This window comes from Nonomuraea coxensis DSM 45129 (assembly GCF_019397265.1).
GTDB classification, from domain to species: domain Bacteria; phylum Actinomycetota; class Actinomycetes; order Streptosporangiales; family Streptosporangiaceae; genus Nonomuraea; species Nonomuraea coxensis.
In genome coordinates this window covers 6,416,358-6,435,997 of the sequence record NZ_CP068985.1, presented here as the reverse complement: position 1 = coordinate 6,435,997, position 19,640 = coordinate 6,416,358, and the positions used below count along the sequence as shown (strand labels likewise).

Sequence of the window (19,640 nt, the reverse complement as noted above, 5' to 3'; positions counted from 1 at the left end):
TCTGAAGGAACCCCAGACCATGCGTGCCGGCCCCTCGCAGGAGGACATCAGGCGCCACAACCTCGGCGCGCTGCTCCGCCATGTCCACCTCGGCGGGCCGACCTCGCGCGCCGAGCTCACCTCCAAGATGGGGCTCAACCGCAGCACGATCATGGCGCTGACCTCCGACCTCACGGCGGCGGGGCTCGTACGCGAGGAGCTGCCCCGCGAGACCGGCCGGGCGGGCCGCCCCTCGCTCGTGGTCCGCCCGGAGTCGTCGCGGGTCTACGTGTTCGCCTTCGACGTGGGGCCCGACCGGCTCGCGGTCGCCCGCGTGGGGCTCGGCGGGGTCATCCTCGACCGGCGGGAGGCCGTACGCCGCCGTGACACGTTCGAGCTGGACGAGCTGACCGGCGCGCTGGCCGGCTTCGCCCGGCAGATGCGCCGCAAGACCAGGGCCGACACCGTGTGCGTCGGCGCGGCGGCGGCCGTGTCCGGCGGGGTGCGCAAGGCCGACGGCGTGGTCACCTTCGGACCCAACCTCAAGGCCGAGGAGGTGCCGTTCGGCGAGGAGCTGGGCCGCAAGCTCGGGCTGGGCCTGCCGGTCAGCGTCGGCAACGACGCCAACCTCGCCGCGCTCGCCGAGCACAGCCGTGGCGTCGGCGTCGCCGTCAGGGACTTCATCTACCTGCACGGCGACGTGGGCATCGGCGGCGGCATCATCGCCGGCGGCCAGCTGCTCGGCGGCCACGACGGCTACGGCGGCGAGGTCGGCCACATGGTCGTCAACCCGGGCGGCCGGGCCTGCGGCTGCGGCTCGCACGGCTGCCTGGAGGCCGAGGTGGGGGAGCGCGCCCTGCTGGAGGCGGCCGGCCGCTTCGGCGCCGGGCAGCAGGGCCGCGACGCGGTCCGCGCCGTGGTCGAGGCGGCCGACCGCGGCGACATCGTCGCCCAGGGGGCGCTCAGCCGCACCGGCGAATGGCTCGGCCTCGGCGTCGCCAACCTCGTCAACATCTTCAACCCCGAGATGGTGATCTTCGGCGGCATGCTGCGGGAGGTCTATCTCGGCTCGGCCGCGCAGGTGCGTACGCAGCTCACCCTGCACGCCATGGCCCCGCAGCGCGAACGGGTGCGGTTGCGCACCTCCGCGCTCGGCGACTCCGCCACCCTGGTCGGCGCGGCGGAGCTGGCCTTCGCGCACGTCCTCGCCGACCCCCTGGAGGTCCTGGCCCGCGCGAACGGCTAGCCGGCCCCGCTCAGCCCACTTTCGCCCGCGCCGCCGTCCAGGTGTTGCAGAAGCCGGTGGCGCCGCCCCGGTAGCCGCGGTCCTGCCAGAACGCCAGGTTGCGCGGCTTGCCGTGCACCTCGCTCTCCTCCGCTTGCCGTACCGCGTCCAGCCAGTCGTCCCACGCGATGCCCGGCCCGATCGACTTCAGCGCGGAGCTGTAGAACACGCCCGCGTAGCACTCGGCCTGCATCTCCAGCCGGTGGCTCAGCACCCTGCGCGCCTGCTCGGAGGCCGGCAGGTACAGCGCCTCCTGCGCCCGCAGCACCCCGGTGAGCTGCTGCACGTGGTGACCCCACTCGTGGGCGACCGAGTGCGCGACGTTCATCCTGAACGGGTCGCGCAGGTCGTGCCGGGTGATCCGGATGACGATCGCCCGCTGCTCGGGGCAGTAGTGGGCGCCCGCGCCCGACAGGCGCCCGCAGACCGAGTCGGCGCCGGACGTGATCGTCACCTCGGGCGAGCTGTACGGGAGCCCGGCCGCCGCGAACCGCTCCGCCCAGAAGCGGTCCGCGCACGCCGCCATGGCCTTGTGGAAGGCGCGCAGCGAGGCCGCCGAGCCCACCGTGATCGCCGGCACCGCGCACCTCAGCCGCGGCAGGTCCCCGCCCATGACGCCGGACAACGTCACCTGCCCGGCACGCGGCGCGGCCGTCGCGGGCCCACCGATGACGGCGCCCGCGACGAGAACCGCGACCAGGCCCGCCACCGGCGCGAGAACAGCGCGCACGATGGCGGATCATAAATCAGAATGTCGACTTTTGTCAGGACACCTTGGACTTGGCGGCCTTCCACGTGTTGCAGGAGCCCGCCGACTCCTGGGCGTAGCCGCGCTCCAGCCAGTAGCCGACGTCGGCGCCGTCGCCGTGGGTCTCCTCACCGGGGGCCTTCAGCCCGAAGACCGACAGGAAGGAGCCGCTGCCGTTGTTCCTGACGAGGTAGTACCAGTCGTCGTGGGAGCGGCCGAGCGAGTGCCACACGTCGCCGATGAACGCCGCGCCCAGGCACTCGGCCTGCAGCTCGTAGCGGCGGCTCTCGTCGAGGACGCGGCGGGTGTTCTTGCCGTTGTACTCGGTGCCGGCGTTGAGCATGCCGGTGAGCTGCTGGATGTGGTGGCCGTACTCGTGCGCGAGGACCGCCATCAGCCGCAGGTCGTCCGGGTTGCGCAGGAAGTCGGGGGAGACCCAGTAGGTGATCTTGTTGTTGCGCGTGCAGTAGAGGGCCTGCGCGCCGGCGGGGAAGCGGCCGCATCCCGTCTTCGCGCCGAGCTTGCTGATGACCTGGAACGACGGCTTGCTGAACGTGAAGCCGGCCTTCCTGATCTTCGGCGCCCAGGCCTCGTTGAGGCAGTCGAGCACGCCGGTGAGGTACTTCTTCACGTCCTGCAGGTCGCCTGGCGCGGCCTGCTCCTCCTCGCACGTCCCGAGGTCGAGCTCGCCGGTCTTGTACACCGGGTTGTCGGTCAGCACCGGCTTGTACGCCGGAGCGGCCGCCGCGTGAGCCGTGCCGCCTAACAGCACGCTCGTCAGGACGCCCGCCAGGAGCGTCGATCGGGGGATACGCATGGGACGGCACCCTAGTGAAGAGGGAGCTCCAGGTAAAGCGCGTTCTCAGGTGACGTTGCGGGCCGCCGAGGCCCAGGTGTTGCACGCGGCGGGTGTGCCGCGGTTGAAGCCCCGGGTCATCCACGCGGCCTGGGTCGGTCCCTTGCCGTGGTCGTTCTGCGGCCACCCCTTCGCGCCGTTCTTGCGGAACCAGTCCACGGTGTACGACCAGTCCGCGTCCGTCACGAGCGAGGTGCCCTTCATCGTGCTCATGAAGATCGACGAGAAGCACTCGGCCTGGAGCTCGGACCGGCGCGACAGCAGCAGCCGGCCGGCCTTGCCCGCGCTCGACCTCGCCGTCCAGTAGTAGCTCCAGATGCCGGAGATCTGCTGCACGTGGTGGCCGTACTCGTGGGCGATCAGCCGGGTGATGCCGAGCGGGAACGGGTTGCGGAGCTGGTCGCGGCTGATCATCAGGTACATGGTGCGGTCGGTGGAGCAGTAGACGCCGTCCGCGCCGGCGTTCCAGGCGCCGCAGGGCGTGCGTACCTTACCGGTGATGATGCGCAGCTTCGGCTTGCTGAAGGGCATGTCCGCCTTGGCGAACTGGGCGGCCCACGCCCTGTTCAGGCACGCCGTCACCCGCAGCAGGAAGCGCCGGTAGGCCGTCATGCTGCCCGCGGGCAGCTCTCCCGGCGAGCAGTTCACGTCCGTCAGCCGGCCGGTGGCGTAGAGCGGGCTGGCCGTGGCGAGGCGTCTGCCGGGGAGGGGCACCTTCTTCGTCTCCGCGCCGTTGACCGGAGGGGAGGCGATCCGCTGGGCCTCGTTCACGGGCCTGGCGGAGGTCGTGGCGGAGTCGGCGAGAACGAAGACCAGACCGGCCGCGGCGAGCACCAGCGCCAGCAGGGCGGACACGATCGCCACGATCTTGCCAGTTGGGACGGAGTTCATAGGTACCGAAAGACTAGGTCAAGATCGGACATATGTGGGTGGAATTGACTCGATGGAGTCAGTGAGGCGTCGGCGAACTAGACTCAGGGCGTCGGCTGACAACAGCAGAGGGGAGTCGAATCCGTGAGCGGGTTGCTGGGTTCGATCGCAGGACCGCATGACGTCAAACGGCTCGCCGCCGAGGAGCTGCCGCGGCTCGCGGGGGAGATCCGTGACCTGCTGGTCGACTCGTGCGCCCGGTTCGGGGGCCATCTGGGCCCCAACCTGGGTGTGGTGGAGCTCACCATCGCGCTGCACCGCGTGTTCGACTCCCCGCGCGACCCCATCGTCTGGGACACCGGCCACCAGTCCTACGTGCACAAGGTGCTCACCGGGCGGGCCGGCGGCTTCGACGCGCTCAAGCAGGAGGGCGGCCTGTCCGGCTACCCGAGCCAGGCCGAGTCCGAGCACGACTTCGTCGAGAACTCCCACGCCTCCACCGCGCTGTCCTACGCCGACGGCCTGGCCAAGGCGTTCAAGCTGCGCGGCGAGCGTGACCGCACGGCGGTCGCGGTGATCGGCGACGGCGCGCTGACCGGCGGCATGGCCTGGGAGGCGCTCAACAACATCGCCGCCGTCAAGGACCTCCCCGTCGTCATCGTGGTCAACGACAACGGCCGCTCCTACTCCCCGACGATCGGCGGCCTCGCCTCCCACCTGTCCTCGCTGCGGGTCAACCGCCGCTACGAGGACTTCCTCGACTACGTCAAGGACAAGATCGGGAACGTTCCCGTGCTCTACGACGCCCTCCACGGCGTGAAGAAGGGCGTCAAGGACGTGCTCGCGCCGCAGGTCATGTTCGAGGACCTCGGGCTCAAATACGTCGGCCCCATCGACGGCCACGACGAACAGGCCATGGAGGCGGCCCTGCGCAAGGCGCGCGGCTTCCGCGGCCCGGTCATCGTGCACGCCCTCACCCAGAAGGGCCGCGGCTACACCCCGGCGGAGAACCACGACGAGGACCAGTTCCACTCCCCGGGCGCCTTCGACCGGGCCACCGGCGCGGAGAAGCCCAAGGGCCGCATCTGGACCAACGTCTTCAGCGAGGAGCTCGTCCGGCTCGGCAAGGAGCGCGAGGACCTCGTCGCCATCACCGCCGCGATGCTCCATCCGACCGGGCTCAACGCCTTCGCCGAGCACTTCCCCGAGCGCATCTACGACGTCGGTATCGCCGAGCAGCACGCGCTGACCAGCGCCGCCGGGCTCGCCCTCGGCGGCCTGCACCCGGTCGTGGCCGTCTACGCCACGTTCCTCAACCGGGCCTTCGACCAGCTCCTCATGGACGTCGCGCTGCACCGCCTGCCGGTCACCGTCGTGCTCGACCGCGCGGGCGTCACCGGCGACGACGGCGCCAGCCACAACGGCATGTGGGACCTCTCCATCCTCCAGGTCGTGCCGGGCCTGCGCATCGCGGTGCCGCGCGACGGCGACCGCCTGGCCGAGCTGCTGCGCGAGGCCGTCGAGGTCACCGACGGCCCCACCGTGCTGCGCTTCCCCAAGGGCCCGGTGGCCGGGTCCGTCGAGGCGGTCGGCAAGCTCGGCGAGATGGACGTGCTGCTGACCCCGGCAGCCGAGCCCGACGTGCTGCTGGTCGGCGTGGGCCCGATGGCCCAGGTCTGCCTCGACGCCGCCGCGCTGCTCGACGCGCAGGGCATCGCGGCCACCGTCGTTGACCCGCGCTGGGTCAAGCCGCTGGACGAGGCGCTGGCCCCGGCCGCCGCCGTGCACAAGCTGGTCGCCGTCGTCGAGGACAACGGCCGCGTGGGGGGCGTGGGCGACGCCGTGGCCCGCCTGCTCCGCGACGCCGAGGTGGACGTGCCCGTCCGCACCTTCGGCATCCCGCAGGAGTTCCTCGACCATGCCAAGCGGGCGGCGATCCTCGGCCGCGTCGGGCTGACCGGCCAGGACCTCGCCCGCCGGATCACCGAGGCCGTCGCCAGGCGGACCTCCTCGGCCGCGGAGCCCGCCCGCCGCTGACGATCCGGCCGCCGCCGCGCCCATCACGTGAGGGAATGACCGCCGAGCGTCTGGGAAGGATCATCGGCCGTGGACATCTTTCGCACGAAGAGCGTCGAGCAGTCGATCCGCGACACCGAGGATCCGGAGCATCGGCTGCGCAAGCGCCTGACCGCTCTGGATCTCACGGTCTTCGGCATCGGTGTGATCATCGGCACCGGGATCTTCGTGCTCACGGGACAGGTGGCCAAGGAGACGGCGGGGCCGGCGGTGGCGCTGTCGTTCGTCGTGGCGGGCGTGGTGTGCGGGCTGGCGGCGCTCTGCTACGCCGAGTTCGCCTCCACGATCCCGGTCGCGGGCTCGGCCTACACCTTCGCCTTCGCCACCCTCGGCGAGTTCCCCGCCTGGGTGATCGGCTGGGACCTGATCCTGGAGCTGGCGCTCGCCGCGGCGGTGGTGGCGGTCGGCTGGGCGGGCTACTTCGCCTCGATGCTGGAGTCCATCGGGATCCCGCTGCCGGCCGCGATCGCGGGCGACGAGGCCGTGGTCAACCTGCCGGCCGTGATCATCGTCGCGATCCTCACGGCGGTGCTGGTGGCCGGGATCAAGCTGTCGTCCCGGGTCAACCTGATCCTGGTGATCACCAAGGTCGCCGTGGTGCTGGTGGTGATCGTGGCCGGGCTGTTCTTCGTCAAGGCGGCCAACTACACGCCCTTCATCCCCGACCCGGTGAGCACGCCGGGCGTCGAGGGGGTGAAGGCGCCGCTGTTCCAGGTGCTGTTCGGGATCACGCCGGTGGCCTTCGGGGTGCTCGGCATCTTCTCGGCGGCGGCGATCGTGTTCTTCGCCTTCATCGGCTTCGACATCGTGGCGACGGCCGCCGAGGAGACCATCGAGCCGCAGAAGGACGTGCCCCGCGGCATCTTCGGCTCGCTGGCCATCTGCACGGTCCTCTACGTCGCCGTCTCCCTCGTGGTCGTCGGCATGCAGAACTACACCCGGCTGAGCACGTCGGCGCCGCTCTCCGACGCCTTCATCGCCGTCGGCCAGGACTGGCTGGCCACCATCATCAGCCTGGGCGCGCTGGCCGGCCTCACCACCGTCGTCCTGGTGCTGCTGCTGGGCCAGACGCGGGTGCTGTTCGCGATGTCGCGCGACGGGCTGGTGCCGCGCACGCTGTCCCGGGTGCACCCCCGCTTCGGCACGCCCGCCAAGCTGACGGTCGTCATCGGCGTGGTGACGATGGCGCTGGCCGGGTTCGTCTCGTTCGGGGAGCTGGCCGAGCTGGTCAACATCGGCACGCTGTTCGCGTTCGTGGTGGTCTCGATCGGCGTGTGGGTGCTCCGGCGCACCCGGCCCGACCTGCCGCGGGCCTTCCGCGTCCCGCTGGTGCCGCTGCTGCCGATCCTGTCGGTGCTGGCCTGCCTCTACCTGATGCTCAACCTGCCGGTGGAGACCTGGCTGCGGTTCGTCATCTGGATGGTGCTCGGCGTGCTCGTCTACTTCGGCTACGGCTACCGCCACAGCAGGACCGGGGGCGCCCGGACCGGCCGCTGAGACGCGAGGAGGGGCGGACCGAGCCCAGTCCGCCCCTCCCGCCCGCCGGTCAGGACAGCAGCGCCCCGCCCGCGGCCTTCATCACGCAGGCGTTGCGGTAGCCCTTGCTCCACTCCACCTTCTTGCCGCCCCAGGTGCCCTTGATGACCACCGCGTACGGCTGGACCTCATCGCCGCAGGAGTTGGTCTTCGGGACGTGCATCGCGCTGAGGTCGCCCTTGTACTTGCGCAGCACGTCGCAGGCCTCCTTGGCGTGCGGGTGCGTGCCGCCGTCGGGGTTGCAGCGAAGGGTGACCCCCCTGGTGGGGGAGCCCTTCACCGCGACGGCGATCTTGAGCTTGCCCTTCGCCGGGCGGGCCGCCTGTGCGGGGGCGGGGGACGCGCACGCCAGGAACGCCGCGCACAGGGCCATCGTGCCGATTGCTCGCTTCATGATTACTCTCCGTTCGTCGTGCGGGACGTAACGCTACGGCGGCGAAGGTCATGAAATGCGGAGGCCCAGGCCGGGCCTCCGTAAAGAAACGCGGGCAGGGTCAGGCAGGTACGGAGGCCACACCGGGAGGAAGGAAGCGCGGCTGGGCGATGCCGGTCCTGTCCAGATAAGGCGTGATGCCACCCAGATGGAACGGCCAGCCGGCGCCGAGGATCATGCACAGGTCGATGTCCTGCGGCGCGGCCACCACGCCCTCGTCGAGCATGATCCGGATCTCCCGCGCCAGCGCCCTGAGCACCCGCTCCCGGACCTCCTCGGCCGTCGAGGGCCGGTCGCCGCCCCCGAAGAAGGCCACCGCCTCCGGGTCGAGGGTGAAGTCCGGCCGGTAGACGCCCGGCTTGCCGGCGGCCACCAGCTTGGCCAGGTTCGCCGACACGCCGTACCGGTCGGGGAAGGCCGCGTGCAGCGTCTCGGCCACGTGCAGGCCGACGGCGGGCCCGACGAGCTGCAGCAGCGCGAACGGCGTCATCGGCAGCCCGAGCCCGTCCAGCGCGTGCTCGGCGACCTCCAGGGGCGTGCCCTCGTCCACGGCCGCGACGACCTCGCCCATGAAGCAGGTCAGCAGCCGGTTGACCACGAACGCCGGAGCGTCCTTGACCAGCACCGACGACTTCTTCAGCGTCCTGCCGACGGCGAAGGCCGTGGCGAGCGTGGCGTCGTCGGTCGCGGCGCCCCTGATGATCTCCAGCAGCGGCATGACCGCGACCGGGTTGAAGAAGTGGAAGCCGACCAGCCGCTCCGGGTGCGCCAGGTCGGCGCCCATCTCGGTCAGCGACAGCGAGGAGGTGTTGGTGGCGAGCACGCACTCGGCCGGCACCACGGCCTCCACCTCGGCGAAGACCTGCTTCTTGACCGCCAGGTCCTCGAAGACGGCCTCGATGACGAAGTCGGCGTCGGCGAAGGCGTCCTTGGTCAGCGAGCCGGTGACCAGCGACTTCAGCCGGTTGGCCTGGTCGGCGGAGATGCGGCCCTTGGCCAGCAGCTTGTCGGCCTCGGCGTGGACGTAGCCGACGCCCTTGTCCAGGCGGGCCTGGTCGAGGTCGGTGAGGACGACCGGCACCTCCAGGCGGCGGGCGAACAGCAGCGCCATCTGCGAGGCCATCAGCCCCGCCCCGACCACGCCGACCTTGGTGACCTTGCGGGCCAGCGCCTTGTCCGGCGCGCCCGCCGGCCGCTTGGCCCGGCGCTGCACCAGGTCGAACGCGTAGAGCCCGGCCCGCAGCTCGTCGCCCGTCAGCAGGTCGGCCAGCGCCTCGTCCTCGGCGGCGAAGCCCTCGTCCCGCGAGGCGGTCTCGGCCATGGCGATGAGGTCGAGCGCCCGGTAGGGGGCGGGGGAGGCGCCGCGCAGCTTCATGTCCACGAGGAAGCGCGCGTCGGCGACCGCCTTCTCCCAGCCGTCGTGGGCGGCGCGCTCGACCGTCACCTCGCCCTTGAGCACGCGGGACGCCCAGCGCAGCGACTCCTCCAGGAAGTCGGCCGGCTCGAACATGGCGTCGGCGACGCCGAGCGCGAAGGCGTCGGCGCCCTTCGTCACGCGGTTCTGGGCGAGCGGGTTCTCGATGATCAGCTTGATCGCGGCGGCCGGGCCGACGAGGCGCGGCAGGAGCTGCGTGCCGCCCCAGCCGGGCACCAGGCCGAGGAAGCACTCGGGCAGCGCCACGGCGGGCACGCCGGAGGAGATCGTCCGGTAGGTGCAGTGCAGCGCGACCTCCAGGCCGCCGCCCATGGCCGCGCCGTTGACGAACGCGAACGACGGGACGTCCAGCTCGCCCAGCTGCCGGAAGACGTGGTGGCCGAGCGCGCCGATGGCGAGGGCCTCCTCGCGGGTGCGCAGCGCCGCCGCGCCCTTGAGGTCGGCCCCGACGGCGAAGATGAACGGCTTGCCGGTCACGCCCACGGCGGCGAGATCGGTGCGCCCGGCGATCTCGGTCAGCGCCTCGTCCAGCGCGAACAGGCCGAGCGGGCCGAAGGTGTTCGGCTTGGTGTGGTCGAAGCCGTTGTCCAGGGTGATCAGCGCCATCGTGCCCGCGCCGCCCGGCAGCTGGACGTCGCGGACGAGCGCCTTGGTGACGACCTCGTCGGGGTTGCGCTCGCCGAGCAGCGCCCGCCAGTTCTTGATCGTGCTCATGCCAGGTTCTCCCAGATCACAGTGCCGCCCATGCCCATGCCGACGCACATGGTGGTGATGCCGTAGCGCACGTCGGGACGCTCGCCGAACTGCCGGGCGAGCTGCGTCATCAGCCGCACGCCCGAGGAGGCCAGCGGGTGGCCGTAGGCGATCGCGCCGCCGTAGGGGTTGACGCGGGGGTCGTCGTCGGCGATGCCGAAGTGGTCGAGGAAGGCCAGCACCTGCACGGCGAACGCCTCGTTGATCTCGAACAGCCCGATGTCGGAGATGTCGAGCCCGGCCAGCCGCAGCGCCCGCTCGGTGGACGGGATCGGGCCGACGCCCATCACCTCGGGGTCCACGCCCGCGAACGCGTACGACACCAGCCGCATCCGCGGCCCGAGCCCCAGCTCCTCGGCCACCTCGCGGGCGGCCACGACGCAGCCGGTGGCGCCGTCGTTGATGCCGGAGGAGTTGCCCGCCGTGACGTTGCCGTGCGGCCGGAACGGCGTCTTGAGCCCGCTCAGGCCCTCCATGGTGGTGCCGGGCCGCGGCGCCTCGTCCTCGACGGCGAGCCCCCAGCCCTTCTCGGCGGTCCTGATCGCGGTGGGGACGAGGTCGGGCTGGATCTTGCCGTCGGCGTACGCCTTGGCGGCCTTCTCCTGCGACAGCACCGCGTAGGCGTCCGCGCGCTCCTTGCCGATCGCCGGGTAGCGGTCGTGCAGGTTCTCGGCGGTCATGCCCATGACCAGCGCGCTCGGGTCGACCAGCTTCTCGGACAGGAAACGCGGGTTGGGGTCGACGCCCTCGCCCATGGGGTGGCGGCCCATGTGCTCGACGCCGCCCGCGATCGCCACGTCGTACGCGCCGAAGGCGATGCCGCCCGCGACCGTGGTCACGGCGGTCATCGCGCCCGCGCACATGCGGTCGATCGCGTAGCCGGGCACGCTCTTGGGCAGCCCGGCGAGCACGGCGGCCGAGCGGCCGATGGTCAGGCCCTGGTCGCCGATCTGGGTGGTCGCGGCGATGGCGACCTCGTCCACGCGCTCGGGCGGAAGGTTGGGGTTGCGCCGCATGAGCTCGCGGATGACCCGGACGACCAGGTCGTCCGCCCGGGTCTCCGCGTACAGCCCCTTCGGGCCTGACCGGCCGAAAGGCGTGCGCACGCCGTCGACGAACACGACGTCACGAGAGGAAGGCACGGATTCGCTCCTCGTTCTGGATGGAATTCCGTGCCTATGCTACTCGTCAGTAACTACTCCGCAGACGAGGGCCGCCGTGAGCAGCGCGTAGACCCAGCCCGTCGCGGGCTCCCAGAGATGGGCGCGGGCCCCGACCAGGGCGGCGACCGCCAGGGCCGCGCCGGTCCAGAGCGCCGCGCCCGTCCGCGGACGCGCGCCGGGGCCCGGGTCCCATGGGTCGCCAGGTGACCCGGCCGGGCGCGGGGCGCGCGTCAGCATCCCCACGGCGTCCCTTGCCCACCACAGCAGGAACGACACCCCCGCCGTCAGGCCGATCACCGCCGACGCCTCGACCGCCCAGGTCAGCACGGTCGCCGCGGACTCGAGCCCGGCGCGGCGCAGCAACTGCGGGAGGCTGCCGCCCAGCAGCAGCGTGACGGCCCAGCCGGCGGCGACGGCCAGCCGGGTGAGCGGCCGGGCCCGGCCCGAGCGGGCGACGGCGTACAGCTCGCGCTCCCTGTGGCGGACGCGGCGGGCGCGCCGGCCCCACACGTACTGGGTGACCGCCAGCACGGGCAGGGCGGCGGCGAAGATCGCCAGGGAGAGCGCGGCGAGCGTCGGCGCGTGCTCCCTCGGTGACCGGTCGGCGAGCACCTGGGCGGCGGACAGCAGGGCCAGGGAGGCGACGAGCGCGACGCAGGCGTTGCGGCGGGCCGCCCGCGCCCCGGCCCGCAGCGCGGCCAGTTCCACGGCCCCGGGAGGCGGCGGCATCTCGGTCAGCAGCATGAACGCCATGATGACGGCAGCGCGCGCGGCCTCGCCGGGGTTCGCGCGGTTCGGATGGAGCCCTCGCCGCCCGGCGGGCGGAGGCGGGCCCGGAGGTGAGCAAGGAGTGGCGGGCGGGCCATAGCCCGCGGGGCCGGCGGCGGGCGAACTGGCGGGAGGGGCCGGCGTCACGGGGCCTTCGGGGGGTCGTGGTGGGTCAAGAAGCGAAGATTTGACGTCGTGGCTGCTCGTTTGTGACTAAGCTGCGCGATCATGGCGCAAGGGGTGGACCGTGTGAGAGCAAGACCTGGCAATACGGTTACGGGTTCCCCAGTCGCCCCGGGTTCACGGCGGTCGCGGAACGACGGGCCGCGACCCCGGCGCAACCCCCTCACGCCTCTGGGGTGGGTGAGCGTCGGGCTGACCGGGGTGCTGGTGGCGGGGACACTGGGCGGCTACGCCTACTACCGCAGCATCCTCAGCAGCATCGACCAGGAGGACATCGTGGTCGACGCGACCCGGCCTCCCGAGACCGGCGCGCTCAACGTGCTGCTCGTCGGCTCCGACTCGCGCGAGGGCGACAACAAGAAGTACGGCGCCAAGTCGCAGGGCCTGGGCGAGCGCACCGACACGATCATGCTGCTGCACATCTCCCCCAACCGGGACAAGGCCACCATGATCAGCTTCCCGCGCGACTCGATGGTGATGGTGCCCCAGTGCACGGGCCACAACGGCACCGTGATCGCGCCCGGCGTCCGCCAGATCAACGCCGCCTTCAACGACGGCGGCATCAACTGCACGATCAAGACGCTGGAGTCGCTCACCAACATCAAGATCAACCACTTCGTGAAGGTCGACTTCACCGGCTTCAAGGGCATCATCGACGCGCTCGGCGGCATCGAGATCTGCCTGCCCAAGCCGGTCAACGACCCCAAGGCGAAGCTGGTGCTCGGCGCCGGCAAGCACGTGGTGAGCGGCGAGCAGGCCCTCGGGTACGTCCGCACCCGCTACGCGCTCGGCGACGGCAGCGACCTCAGCCGCATCCAGCGTCAGCAGGTCTTTCTCACCAAGGTCCTGGCGAAGGTCACCGACGGCGGCCTGCTCACCAACCCGGTCAAGCTCAACGGCTTCCTCCAGTCGGCCGCCGCCGCCGTCACCGTGGACAGCGGGCTGTCGCCCGACCGCATGCTGGAGATCGCCGACAGCGTCAAGGGGCTGAGCGCCAAGGAGCTCAAGGGCATCACGGTGCCGGTGGAGGCGTACCCGCAGGACAAGAACCGGGTGCAGTTCAGCGAGCCGGCGGCGCGCAACTTCTTCGAGGCGGTGCGCAACGACGTCGAGGTCACCGCCACCCCCACGCCCGGCAAGCCGGCCGCGCGGAAGATCGAGCACGGCCAGGTGCGGGTGCAGGTGCTCAACGGCACCGGCGAGCAGGGCAAGGCCCTTCAGGTGGCCGAGGAGCTGGCCGCGCAGGGGTTCGCGGTCATCCAGGTCGGCAACGCGCCCGCCACGCCCACCACCGCTGTCAGGTACGCGAAGAAGGACGCCCAGGACGGGCCGGCGTACGCCGACGCGGTGGCCGCCCGGCTGTCGAAGGACAAGCGGACGCCGGTGGCGGGCAAGATCGCGCCCGTGAACACCGACGTCTACCAGTCGAAGGTGCCTGCGCCCAAGGGCGGGCCGGTCGTCCAACTCGTCATCGGGGCCGACTGGCCGGGGGTGCGGGTGTTGTCGGCGATCCCTGACTCGCTGAAGGACAAGGTCGTCGACGTCAACACCAATCCCTGCAAGTAAGGCGGGCTGCGCCCCTTCTGTGCTGCACGGGAGGGCGCATGTTACTTAGCGTGATTTTAGCGAAACAAGTGGAATTTCCGGACAAGTCGGGTTCGACTCTGCTAAGAAAGGGCGCGGTCACAATACGTACTTAGAGAGGTTCCATCGTGGTGCGCGACGAGAACGACAGGCCATACGAGGACGGCCAGGGGCGGCCGGTCAACCCGGACCTGACGGGCGACGTGCTGTCCCCACGGTGGAGCACGGACGACACCGACGAGCAGCCCGCCATCCAGGTCCCGGCCGGCGAGACCTACATCCTGCCGCCCGAGCCGGGGCACGACGTGCTCGACGACGTTCCCGCCGCCCTTCCCGCCGCCGGTCAGGCGCAGGACGGCGAGCCGGCGTACCTGCCGCTCGACCGCGCCTACGACGGCCCGTCCGACGACGACCGGCCCGTGAGCGGCCCGGACGACGACGGGTACGACGGCCGCGCTCACGACGCCGGCTCGTACGAAGGGGGCCCCCGCGACAGCGGCCCCTACGACATCGGGTTCGACGACGAGCGCCCCCGGCGCGGCTTCCTCGGCTCCGGCTGGACCGACGAACCCGACGACGACGGGCGCTCCGGCCCGGAGCGCGAGGTGCGCCGCCGTACCCGGATGCTGGTGCTGGCCGCCGTCGCGGTCGTGCTGATCGGCGTGGGGGCGGGCTTCGCGCTCACCGGAGGCTCCTCCGACCCGTGCGCGGGCGGCCGGTGCGCGAGCGCGGGCCAGGTGAGCGCGCCCGCCGACCCCGCCGTCACCGAGGACGAGGCCGCGGAGGAGGAGACCGCCGAGCCCGCGGAGGAGGAGACGGCCGGCCCGGAGGAGAGTGCGACCGCGGACCCGTCCCCGACGACCGCGCCGGCCCGGCCGACCCGGGAGCCGGCCGCCCGGCCCACGGCCACCCGGAGCGAGGAGCGGGCGACGCGGCCGAGCGAGCGGCCGTCCCGCTCCCAGGAGCCCGAGACCCGGGACACCGAGGACCAGCCCGGGACGATCCGCGACTCGCAGACCGAGCAGCGCGCGACGACCGAGCAGCGCACGCAGACGGAGGAGCCGTCCGAGGAGCCGGTCACCCAGGAGCCCGAGCCCACGCCGACCCAGGAGGAGCGGAAGGGGCTGTTCGACTACCTCTTCCCCTGGGCCTGAGCCTCCGGGTGGGAAACGGTCCCGGCCATGGTGTCGCCCAGGGCCGGGACCGTGCGAGGATGCGGATCAAGGTGCTGTCCTGGCACAATGGAAACCGCTTTCCGACGGGGAGGTCACGTGGTCACGCTTGAGGACGTCGCCAGGCAGGCCGGCGTCTCGCTGGCGACCGCCTCGCGGGTGCTCAACGGCAGCACCCGCCAAGTGGGCGCGGCCCTGCGGGCCCGCGTCGAGCAGGCCGCCGACGAGCTGGGCTACCGCGCCAACATCGCGGCCCAGACGCTGGCCAGGGGAGCCGGCAACGTCATCGGCATCGTCGTGCACGACCTGACCGACCCCTACTTCGCCGCGCTCGCCGACGGCGCGATGCGGGCCGCGGCCACCCAGGGCCTGCTGGTCATGGTGGGCACCACGCACCGCGACCCCGAGCAGGAGATCGCCTACGTCGCCACGCTCAGCGCCCAGCGCGTACGCGCCGTGCTGCTGGTCGGCTCCCGCGTGGCCGATCCCCAGGTCACCGGGCGGCTCCGCGACGAACTGGTCCGATACCGGGCGGGCGGCGGCCGGGCCGCCTGCGTCGGCCAGGACCTCCTCGGCGTCGACACCGTCGCTCCCGCCAACCGCGCGGGCGCGGCGGAGCTGGCGCGGGCCCTCGCCGGGCTCGGCCACACCCGCTTCGCGGTGCTGGCCGGGCCGCCGCACCTGGTGACGGCGGCCGACCGGTGCGCGGGCTTCGCCGGGGCGCTGGAGGAGCTGGGGCTGCCCGCGCCGCAGATCATCCCGGGGCCGTTCGACCGCGACGGCGGCCACGAGGCCGCGCGGCGCGTCGATCCCGACGTCACGTGCGTGTTCGCGGTCAACGACGTCATGGCCGTGGGGGCGCTGGCCGCCTACCGGGAGGCCGGGGTGCGGGTGCCGGAGGACGTGTCGGTGGCCGGGTTCGACGACATCGTCACGCTGCGTGATCACGTTCCGGCGCTGACGACCGTGCGGCTGCCGCTGAAGGACATGGGGGCGCGGGCGCTGGAGCTGGCGCTCGCCGAGGACGACGCCCCGGTGGTCGAGCAGGTCGCCGGCGAGGTCGTGCTGCGCGAGAGCGTCCGGAGGCTCGCTTGACGCGCTCCTGCCGGAGGCCCGGATGAGGCCGGCGGCCGGCGCGGTGGGGAGGTCTGGATGAGGCTGGCGGTCAGCACGCTGGGGATGCCTGGTGAAGGGCTCGGACGGGCCGTGGAGATCGCGGCGCGGCACGGGTGCGAGGGGCTGGAGCTGCGCCTGCATCCCGACACCGGGGTGCACGCCGGGCTGGACGCGGCGGAGCGGCGGGCGGTGCGGTCCAGGGTGGCGGATGCGAACCTGGAGATCGCCGCCCTGGCGGGATATGTCAGGATCTGCGAGCCGGGGCCGGACGAGCCGGTCGTCGACGCTCTCCTCGCCGACCTGCGCCTGGCCGCCGACCTGGGCGCGCCCGGGGTCCGGGTGTTCCCGCGCGGTTCGGACCCGGCGATCGGCGCGCGCCGCCTGCGGGCGGTCGCCGAGAGCGCCGCGGGGCTGGGCGTCCGGGTGCTCGTCGAGACGCACGACGCGATGGCGACCTGCGCGGCCGTGGCCGGGCTGCTCGACGCGGCCGCCCGCCCCGGCGTCACGGGCGCGATCTGGGACCTGCTGCACCCCTGGCGGCACGGCGAGCCGCCGGTCGAGTCGCTGGCCGCGCTCGGCCCGCACCTCGCGTACGTGCAGATCAAGGACGCGGTCTCGGCCGAGGACACCACGCCGGTCCCCCTGGGGGCGGGCTCGGTGCCGCTGGAGGAGGCGGGCGCCCTGCTGCGCGCGGCCGGCTACACCGGCTGGGTGTCGCTGGAGTGGGAGCGGACGTGGTATCCGCACGTCGCGCCGGTCGAGGAGATCCTGCCGGGCGCGGCGGCCTGGGTGCGGCGCTTCGCGGGGTGAACCCACCTGATCTGCCGCGTAGGTCAGTACTCCAGCTGTAGCTCGTGATCTTGCCGGTCGGAGTGGGTGGCTTGATCAGCGTTGCACTGTCGGCCAGGCGGCCAGTGCCAGTTCCACGGTTGCGGCCAGTTGGGGGGCGGTGGCGCCGTCCTGGGCTCGTTGCGAGAGTCCCTGGAGGACGGTGGCGAAGTATTCGGCCAGGGCCCGAGGGTTGGTCTGGGCGGGCAGTTCCCCCGCCTGCTGCGCCTCTCGCAGTCGCGCCTCGAACCCGTCCACGTTCTTGTTGCGTAGATCCCGGAGGAATGCGCGCACTTCCGCATCCTGCGGAGTGACGTTGGTCGCCGCGCTGATGGCCAGGCAGCCAGCCGGGTGCGCGGGGTCCGGGTAGATGGTCGCGGCCTCTCGAAGGATGCGCGCGAACGCCCCGTACGCAGTGGCCTCCTCCTGGAGGGCCACACCTGCGAAGGCGCCGACAGGTGAGCGGCCGTAGGTGTCAACCACTTCCTTGAACAGGGACTTCTTGTCTCCGAAGGCCGCGTACAGGCTTCCTGAGCGGATCCCCATCGCCTCGGTCAGCTCGCCGATGGAAACGCCCTCATAACCTCGCTCCCAGAACAGACGCGTGGCCGCGGTCAGTGCCGCTGCGCGGTCGAAGGTGCGCGGACGGCCGCGCTTCGGGGTCTCAGCCATGAGCCACATTTTAGAGTGCTCGACCAAAAAATCGTGCTACCTTCTTTCTTGGTCGATCACTCAACAAATGGAAGGGGCCAACCGCCATGGGTATGCGGCGCCTTGACGGAAAGACCGCGCTCGTCACCGGAGGCAGCAGGGGCATCGGGCGCGCCGTCGCACAGCGGCTCGCTCAGGACGGCGCCGTTGTCGCACTGACCTACGCACGCGACGAGACCGCAGCGCACGACACCGTCGAGCGGATCCGGAAGGACGGCGGCCGTGCCTTCGCCCTCCATGCGCAGCTGGGCAGCCACGGCGACGCCGCCGCCCTGTGGTCAGCCTTCGACGCCCAGATCCCCCACCACACACCCGAGCCGGTCGTCGACATCATCGTCAACAACGCTGGCATAGGACGCAGTGCGGACCTGGCGTCACTGACCGAGGACGGTTTCGACGAGGTCTTCGCCGTGAACGTGCGAGCGCCGTTCTTCATCGTGCAAGAGGGGCTGAAGCGACTGCGCGACGCCGGCCGGATCATCAACATCTCCAGCGGCGCAGCTCACCTCGCCATGCCGGAGGCCATCGCCTACGGCGCCACCAAGAGCGCCCTCGACAATTTCACCCTCAACCTCGCCAAGGAGCTGGGCGCCCGGGGTATCACGGCGAACTCGGTCGCCCCCGGGAATCATCGACACGGACGTCAACGCGGGGTGGCTGCGGGGCAACCCGGCGGCCGAAGCCCACGCGGCCTCCCTGGCTGCGCTGGGCCGTGTCGGCCAACCGGAAGACGTGGCCGACATCGTGGCCTTCCTCGCCTCGGACGACGCGCGCTGGGTCACCGGCAAGGTGATCGACGCGACCGGCGGCTCCGGCCTGTGAGCTTGCCCACTTGGGCGGGAGCACCCGTCGGTGACCTCCCGCCCGAGGGAACTCGCTGGTGGGAAACGTTCGAAAGCCTGGTGGAACGAACAGCGGCCGATTCGCTCGCATCGAACCCCGACGGCGGGCGGCGCGGCTGGTCCTGGGGCTACTGTCGGACCTGCCGCGGAAGACTGCTGGACGTGCGCGAGCTCGCCTACCACCGCTGCCATGCCACCGTGTCGGTCCCACTGAGCGTCCGGCCCCTCCACAGCCTCACCCACCGGCTCCAGCCATTACCGACGACAAGCCGCAGCCCAGACATGAAGATCACATCTACAGTTGGAGTATTAGATAGCGGTATGTCCACATCTAACTTGGCAAGATCCACCACGGCGAGGAACAAGGTCCTCGTGGTCGGCATGGACGGGCTGCGCTTCGACCTGCTGGCCGCCTCGGGCGCGCCGGTCCTGACCGCACTGATGTCCGCCGGTGCGTACGGCACCAGCATGCTCCCCTACGGCGAGGCCGGCGCGCCGCGTACCGAGTCGATCGGCGAGGTCGTGCAGAAGAGTCCCGAGCCGGGCGACGGCGGCCGGGCGATCCGGTCGCGCACCGACTCGGGCCCCGGCTGGTCGTCGATCGCGACCGGCGTGTGGCCGGACAAGCACGGCGTCGTGGACAACGCCTTCGCCGACCCCCGTTTCATAAAATTTCCGGATTTCCTGACTCGGGCGAAGAATGTCCGTCCTGACCTGGTGACCTCCGCGTTCTTCTCCTGGGCGGCGCTCGCCGAGCACGGGGCCTTCGGCCCGGCCATCGACCACCGCTTCGTCCTGGACGGCTACACCTGCGAGGGCGGCTGGAGCGCGGCCGACGAGCGGGTGACCGCCGCCGCGGAGCGCCACCTCGGCGGCGACGACCCCGACGCGGTCTTCGTCTACCTCGGCGACACCGACGAGGTCGCCCACGAGCTCGGCCCCCACTGCCCCGAGTACGCCGCCGCCCTCCACGCCCAGGACACGCACCTGGGCCGCCTGCTGGACGCCGTGCGCGCCCGCCCGTCGTACCGGGAGGAGCGCTGGACCGTCCTCGTCACCACCGACCACGGCCACGTGGACGAGGGCGGCCACGGCGGCGTCTCGGACGAGGAGCGCACGGTCTTCGTCATCGCCCACCGTCTCGGCCAGGATCTCGGCGGGCGGCGGCTCGCCGCTCCGCGCCTGGTGGACGTGGGCCCGACGGCCCTGGCCGCGCTGGGCGTGCCGATCGAGCCACTCTGGGACCTGGACGGCGCGCCGCTGGAGCACTGATCGGTTTTCATCGAGTGTTGAATTCCTGTC

General features: G+C 71.9%; 17 protein-coding genes and 1 pseudogene. 10 read left to right on the top strand and 8 right to left on the bottom strand.

Going from position 1 to position 19,640, the window contains the following annotated elements; genetic code table 11:
- Positions 1–19: 19 nt before the first annotated feature.
- The gene (locus Nocox_RS30165; RefSeq protein WP_020542897.1) at positions 20–1,225 is read left to right on the top strand and encodes an ROK family transcriptional regulator; all 1,206 of its coding nucleotides are present in this window, start codon (positions 20–22) and stop codon (positions 1,223–1,225) included.
- A 10-nt stretch (positions 1,226–1,235) separates the two neighbouring features.
- Here Nocox_RS30165 and Nocox_RS30160 read toward each other — a convergent pair whose 3' ends face one another.
- Genes Nocox_RS30160 through Nocox_RS30150 form a run of 3 tightly spaced genes read right to left on the bottom strand, consistent with a single transcriptional unit; the run spans position 1,236 to position 3,759 of the window.
- Positions 1,236–1,994, bottom strand: a complete 759-nt coding sequence (locus tag Nocox_RS30160) for a neutral zinc metallopeptidase (protein WP_157383011.1) — start codon at positions 1,992–1,994, stop codon at positions 1,236–1,238.
- A 34-nt stretch (positions 1,995–2,028) separates the two neighbouring features.
- Entirely contained in the window at positions 2,029–2,829 is an 801-nt protein-coding gene (locus Nocox_RS30155) for a neutral zinc metallopeptidase (RefSeq protein ID WP_020542899.1), read from the bottom strand.
- 45 nt (positions 2,830–2,874) lie between these two features.
- Positions 2,875–3,759: a neutral zinc metallopeptidase gene (locus tag Nocox_RS30150; RefSeq protein WP_157383012.1), complete on the bottom strand. Its 885-nt coding sequence runs from the start codon at positions 3,757–3,759 to the stop codon at positions 2,875–2,877.
- Between the two features lie 132 nt (positions 3,760–3,891).
- On the opposite strand from Nocox_RS30150, the gene dxs reads away from it, so the two are divergent.
- Entirely contained in the window at positions 3,892–5,775 is a 1,884-nt protein-coding gene (gene dxs / locus Nocox_RS30145; protein WP_020542901.1) for a 1-deoxy-D-xylulose-5-phosphate synthase, read from the top strand.
- Positions 5,776–5,844: 69 nt separating this feature from the next.
- A complete protein-coding gene (locus tag Nocox_RS30140) occupies positions 5,845–7,311 on the top strand; it encodes an amino acid permease (protein ID WP_020542902.1) in 1,467 nt (488 codons plus the stop codon).
- 49 nt (positions 7,312–7,360) lie between these two features.
- Here the strand turns inward: Nocox_RS30140 and Nocox_RS30135 are convergent, their stop codons facing one another.
- The 4 genes from Nocox_RS30135 to Nocox_RS30120 all read right to left on the bottom strand — a co-directional run bounded on the left by Nocox_RS30135 (position 7,361) and on the right by Nocox_RS30120 (position 11,878).
- Complete coding sequence (locus Nocox_RS30135; RefSeq protein WP_084685610.1) at positions 7,361–7,744, bottom strand: SSI family serine proteinase inhibitor; 384 nt, start codon at positions 7,742–7,744, stop codon at positions 7,361–7,363.
- Positions 7,745–7,844: 100 nt separating this feature from the next.
- Positions 7,845–9,932: a 3-hydroxyacyl-CoA dehydrogenase NAD-binding domain-containing protein gene (locus Nocox_RS30130; RefSeq protein WP_020542904.1), complete on the bottom strand. Its 2,088-nt coding sequence runs from the start codon at positions 9,930–9,932 to the stop codon at positions 7,845–7,847.
- Positions 9,929–11,092, bottom strand: a complete 1,164-nt coding sequence (locus tag Nocox_RS30125; protein ID WP_020542905.1) for a thiolase family protein — start codon at positions 11,090–11,092, stop codon at positions 9,929–9,931. The genes Nocox_RS30130 and Nocox_RS30125 overlap by 4 nt, the downstream gene beginning before the upstream one ends.
- Before the next feature lie 60 nt (positions 11,093–11,152).
- Positions 11,153–11,878 carry a hypothetical protein gene (locus tag Nocox_RS30120; RefSeq protein ID WP_157383013.1) on the bottom strand — a complete coding sequence of 242 codons (726 nt, stop codon included), beginning with the start codon at positions 11,876–11,878 and terminating at the stop codon, positions 11,153–11,155.
- Between the two features lie 387 nt (positions 11,879–12,265).
- Here Nocox_RS30120 and Nocox_RS30115 point away from each other — a divergent pair, with 387 nt between their 5' ends.
- The 4 genes from Nocox_RS30115 to Nocox_RS30100 all read left to right on the top strand — a co-directional run bounded on the left by Nocox_RS30115 (position 12,266) and on the right by Nocox_RS30100 (position 16,767).
- Complete coding sequence (locus tag Nocox_RS30115; RefSeq protein WP_020542907.1) at positions 12,266–13,651, top strand: LCP family protein; 1,386 nt, start codon at positions 12,266–12,268, stop codon at positions 13,649–13,651.
- Between the two features lie 146 nt (positions 13,652–13,797).
- A complete protein-coding gene (locus Nocox_RS30110) occupies positions 13,798–14,823 on the top strand; it encodes a hypothetical protein (RefSeq protein ID WP_026214285.1) in 1,026 nt (341 codons plus the stop codon).
- A 117-nt stretch (positions 14,824–14,940) separates the two neighbouring features.
- Positions 14,941–15,936, top strand: coding sequence for a LacI family DNA-binding transcriptional regulator (locus Nocox_RS30105; protein WP_020542908.1), 996 nt, complete (start codon positions 14,941–14,943; stop codon positions 15,934–15,936).
- Between the two features lie 57 nt (positions 15,937–15,993).
- A complete protein-coding gene (locus Nocox_RS30100; RefSeq protein ID WP_020542909.1) occupies positions 15,994–16,767 on the top strand; it encodes a sugar phosphate isomerase/epimerase family protein in 774 nt (257 codons plus the stop codon).
- A gap of 75 nt (positions 16,768–16,842) precedes the next feature.
- Here Nocox_RS30100 and Nocox_RS30095 read toward each other — a convergent pair whose 3' ends face one another.
- Positions 16,843–17,457: a TetR/AcrR family transcriptional regulator gene (locus Nocox_RS30095; protein WP_157383014.1), complete on the bottom strand. Its 615-nt coding sequence runs from the start codon at positions 17,455–17,457 to the stop codon at positions 16,843–16,845.
- Positions 17,458–17,543: 86 nt separating this feature from the next.
- On the opposite strand from Nocox_RS30095, the pseudogene Nocox_RS44250 reads away from it, so the two are divergent.
- From Nocox_RS44250 to Nocox_RS30085, 3 genes and pseudogenes are all read left to right on the top strand, one after another.
- A pseudogene (locus tag Nocox_RS44250) lies at positions 17,544–18,086 on the top strand (SDR family NAD(P)-dependent oxidoreductase); the annotation flags it as partial.
- On the top strand, positions 18,055–18,318 hold the full coding sequence (locus Nocox_RS44035; protein WP_343224405.1) for an SDR family oxidoreductase: 264 nt from the start codon (positions 18,055–18,057) through the stop codon (positions 18,316–18,318). The pseudogene Nocox_RS44250 and the gene Nocox_RS44035, both read left to right, overlap by 32 nt.
- Positions 18,319–18,674: 356 nt before the next feature.
- Positions 18,675–19,610: an alkaline phosphatase family protein gene (locus Nocox_RS30085; protein ID WP_033408884.1), complete on the top strand. Its 936-nt coding sequence runs from the start codon at positions 18,675–18,677 to the stop codon at positions 19,608–19,610.
- Positions 19,611–19,640 lie beyond the last annotated feature (30 nt).

What these genes read in the sequence shown, in the direction of transcription:
- Nocox_RS30165 (WP_020542897.1), top strand. Translation starts at nt 20, where the DNA reads ATGCGTGCCGGCCCCTCGCAGGAGGACATCAGGCGCCACAACCTCGGC.
- Nocox_RS30155 (WP_020542899.1), bottom strand. Translation starts at nt 2,829, where the DNA reads ATGCGTATCCCCCGATCGACGCTCCTGGCGGGCGTCCTGACGAGCGTG.
- Nocox_RS30150 (WP_157383012.1), bottom strand. Translation starts at nt 3,759, where the DNA reads ATGAACTCCGTCCCAACTGGCAAGATCGTGGCGATCGTGTCCGCCCTG.
- Nocox_RS30135 (WP_084685610.1), bottom strand. Translation starts at nt 7,744, where the DNA reads ATGAAGCGAGCAATCGGCACGATGGCCCTGTGCGCGGCGTTCCTGGCG.
- Nocox_RS30130 (WP_020542904.1), bottom strand. Translation starts at nt 9,932, where the DNA reads ATGAGCACGATCAAGAACTGGCGGGCGCTGCTCGGCGAGCGCAACCCC.
- Nocox_RS30120 (WP_157383013.1), bottom strand. Translation starts at nt 11,878, where the DNA reads ATGCTGCTGACCGAGATGCCGCCGCCTCCCGGGGCCGTGGAACTGGCC.
- Nocox_RS30100 (WP_020542909.1), top strand. Translation starts at nt 15,994, where the DNA reads ATGAGGCTGGCGGTCAGCACGCTGGGGATGCCTGGTGAAGGGCTCGGA.
- Nocox_RS30095 (WP_157383014.1), bottom strand. Translation starts at nt 17,457, where the DNA reads ATGGCTGAGACCCCGAAGCGCGGCCGTCCGCGCACCTTCGACCGCGCA.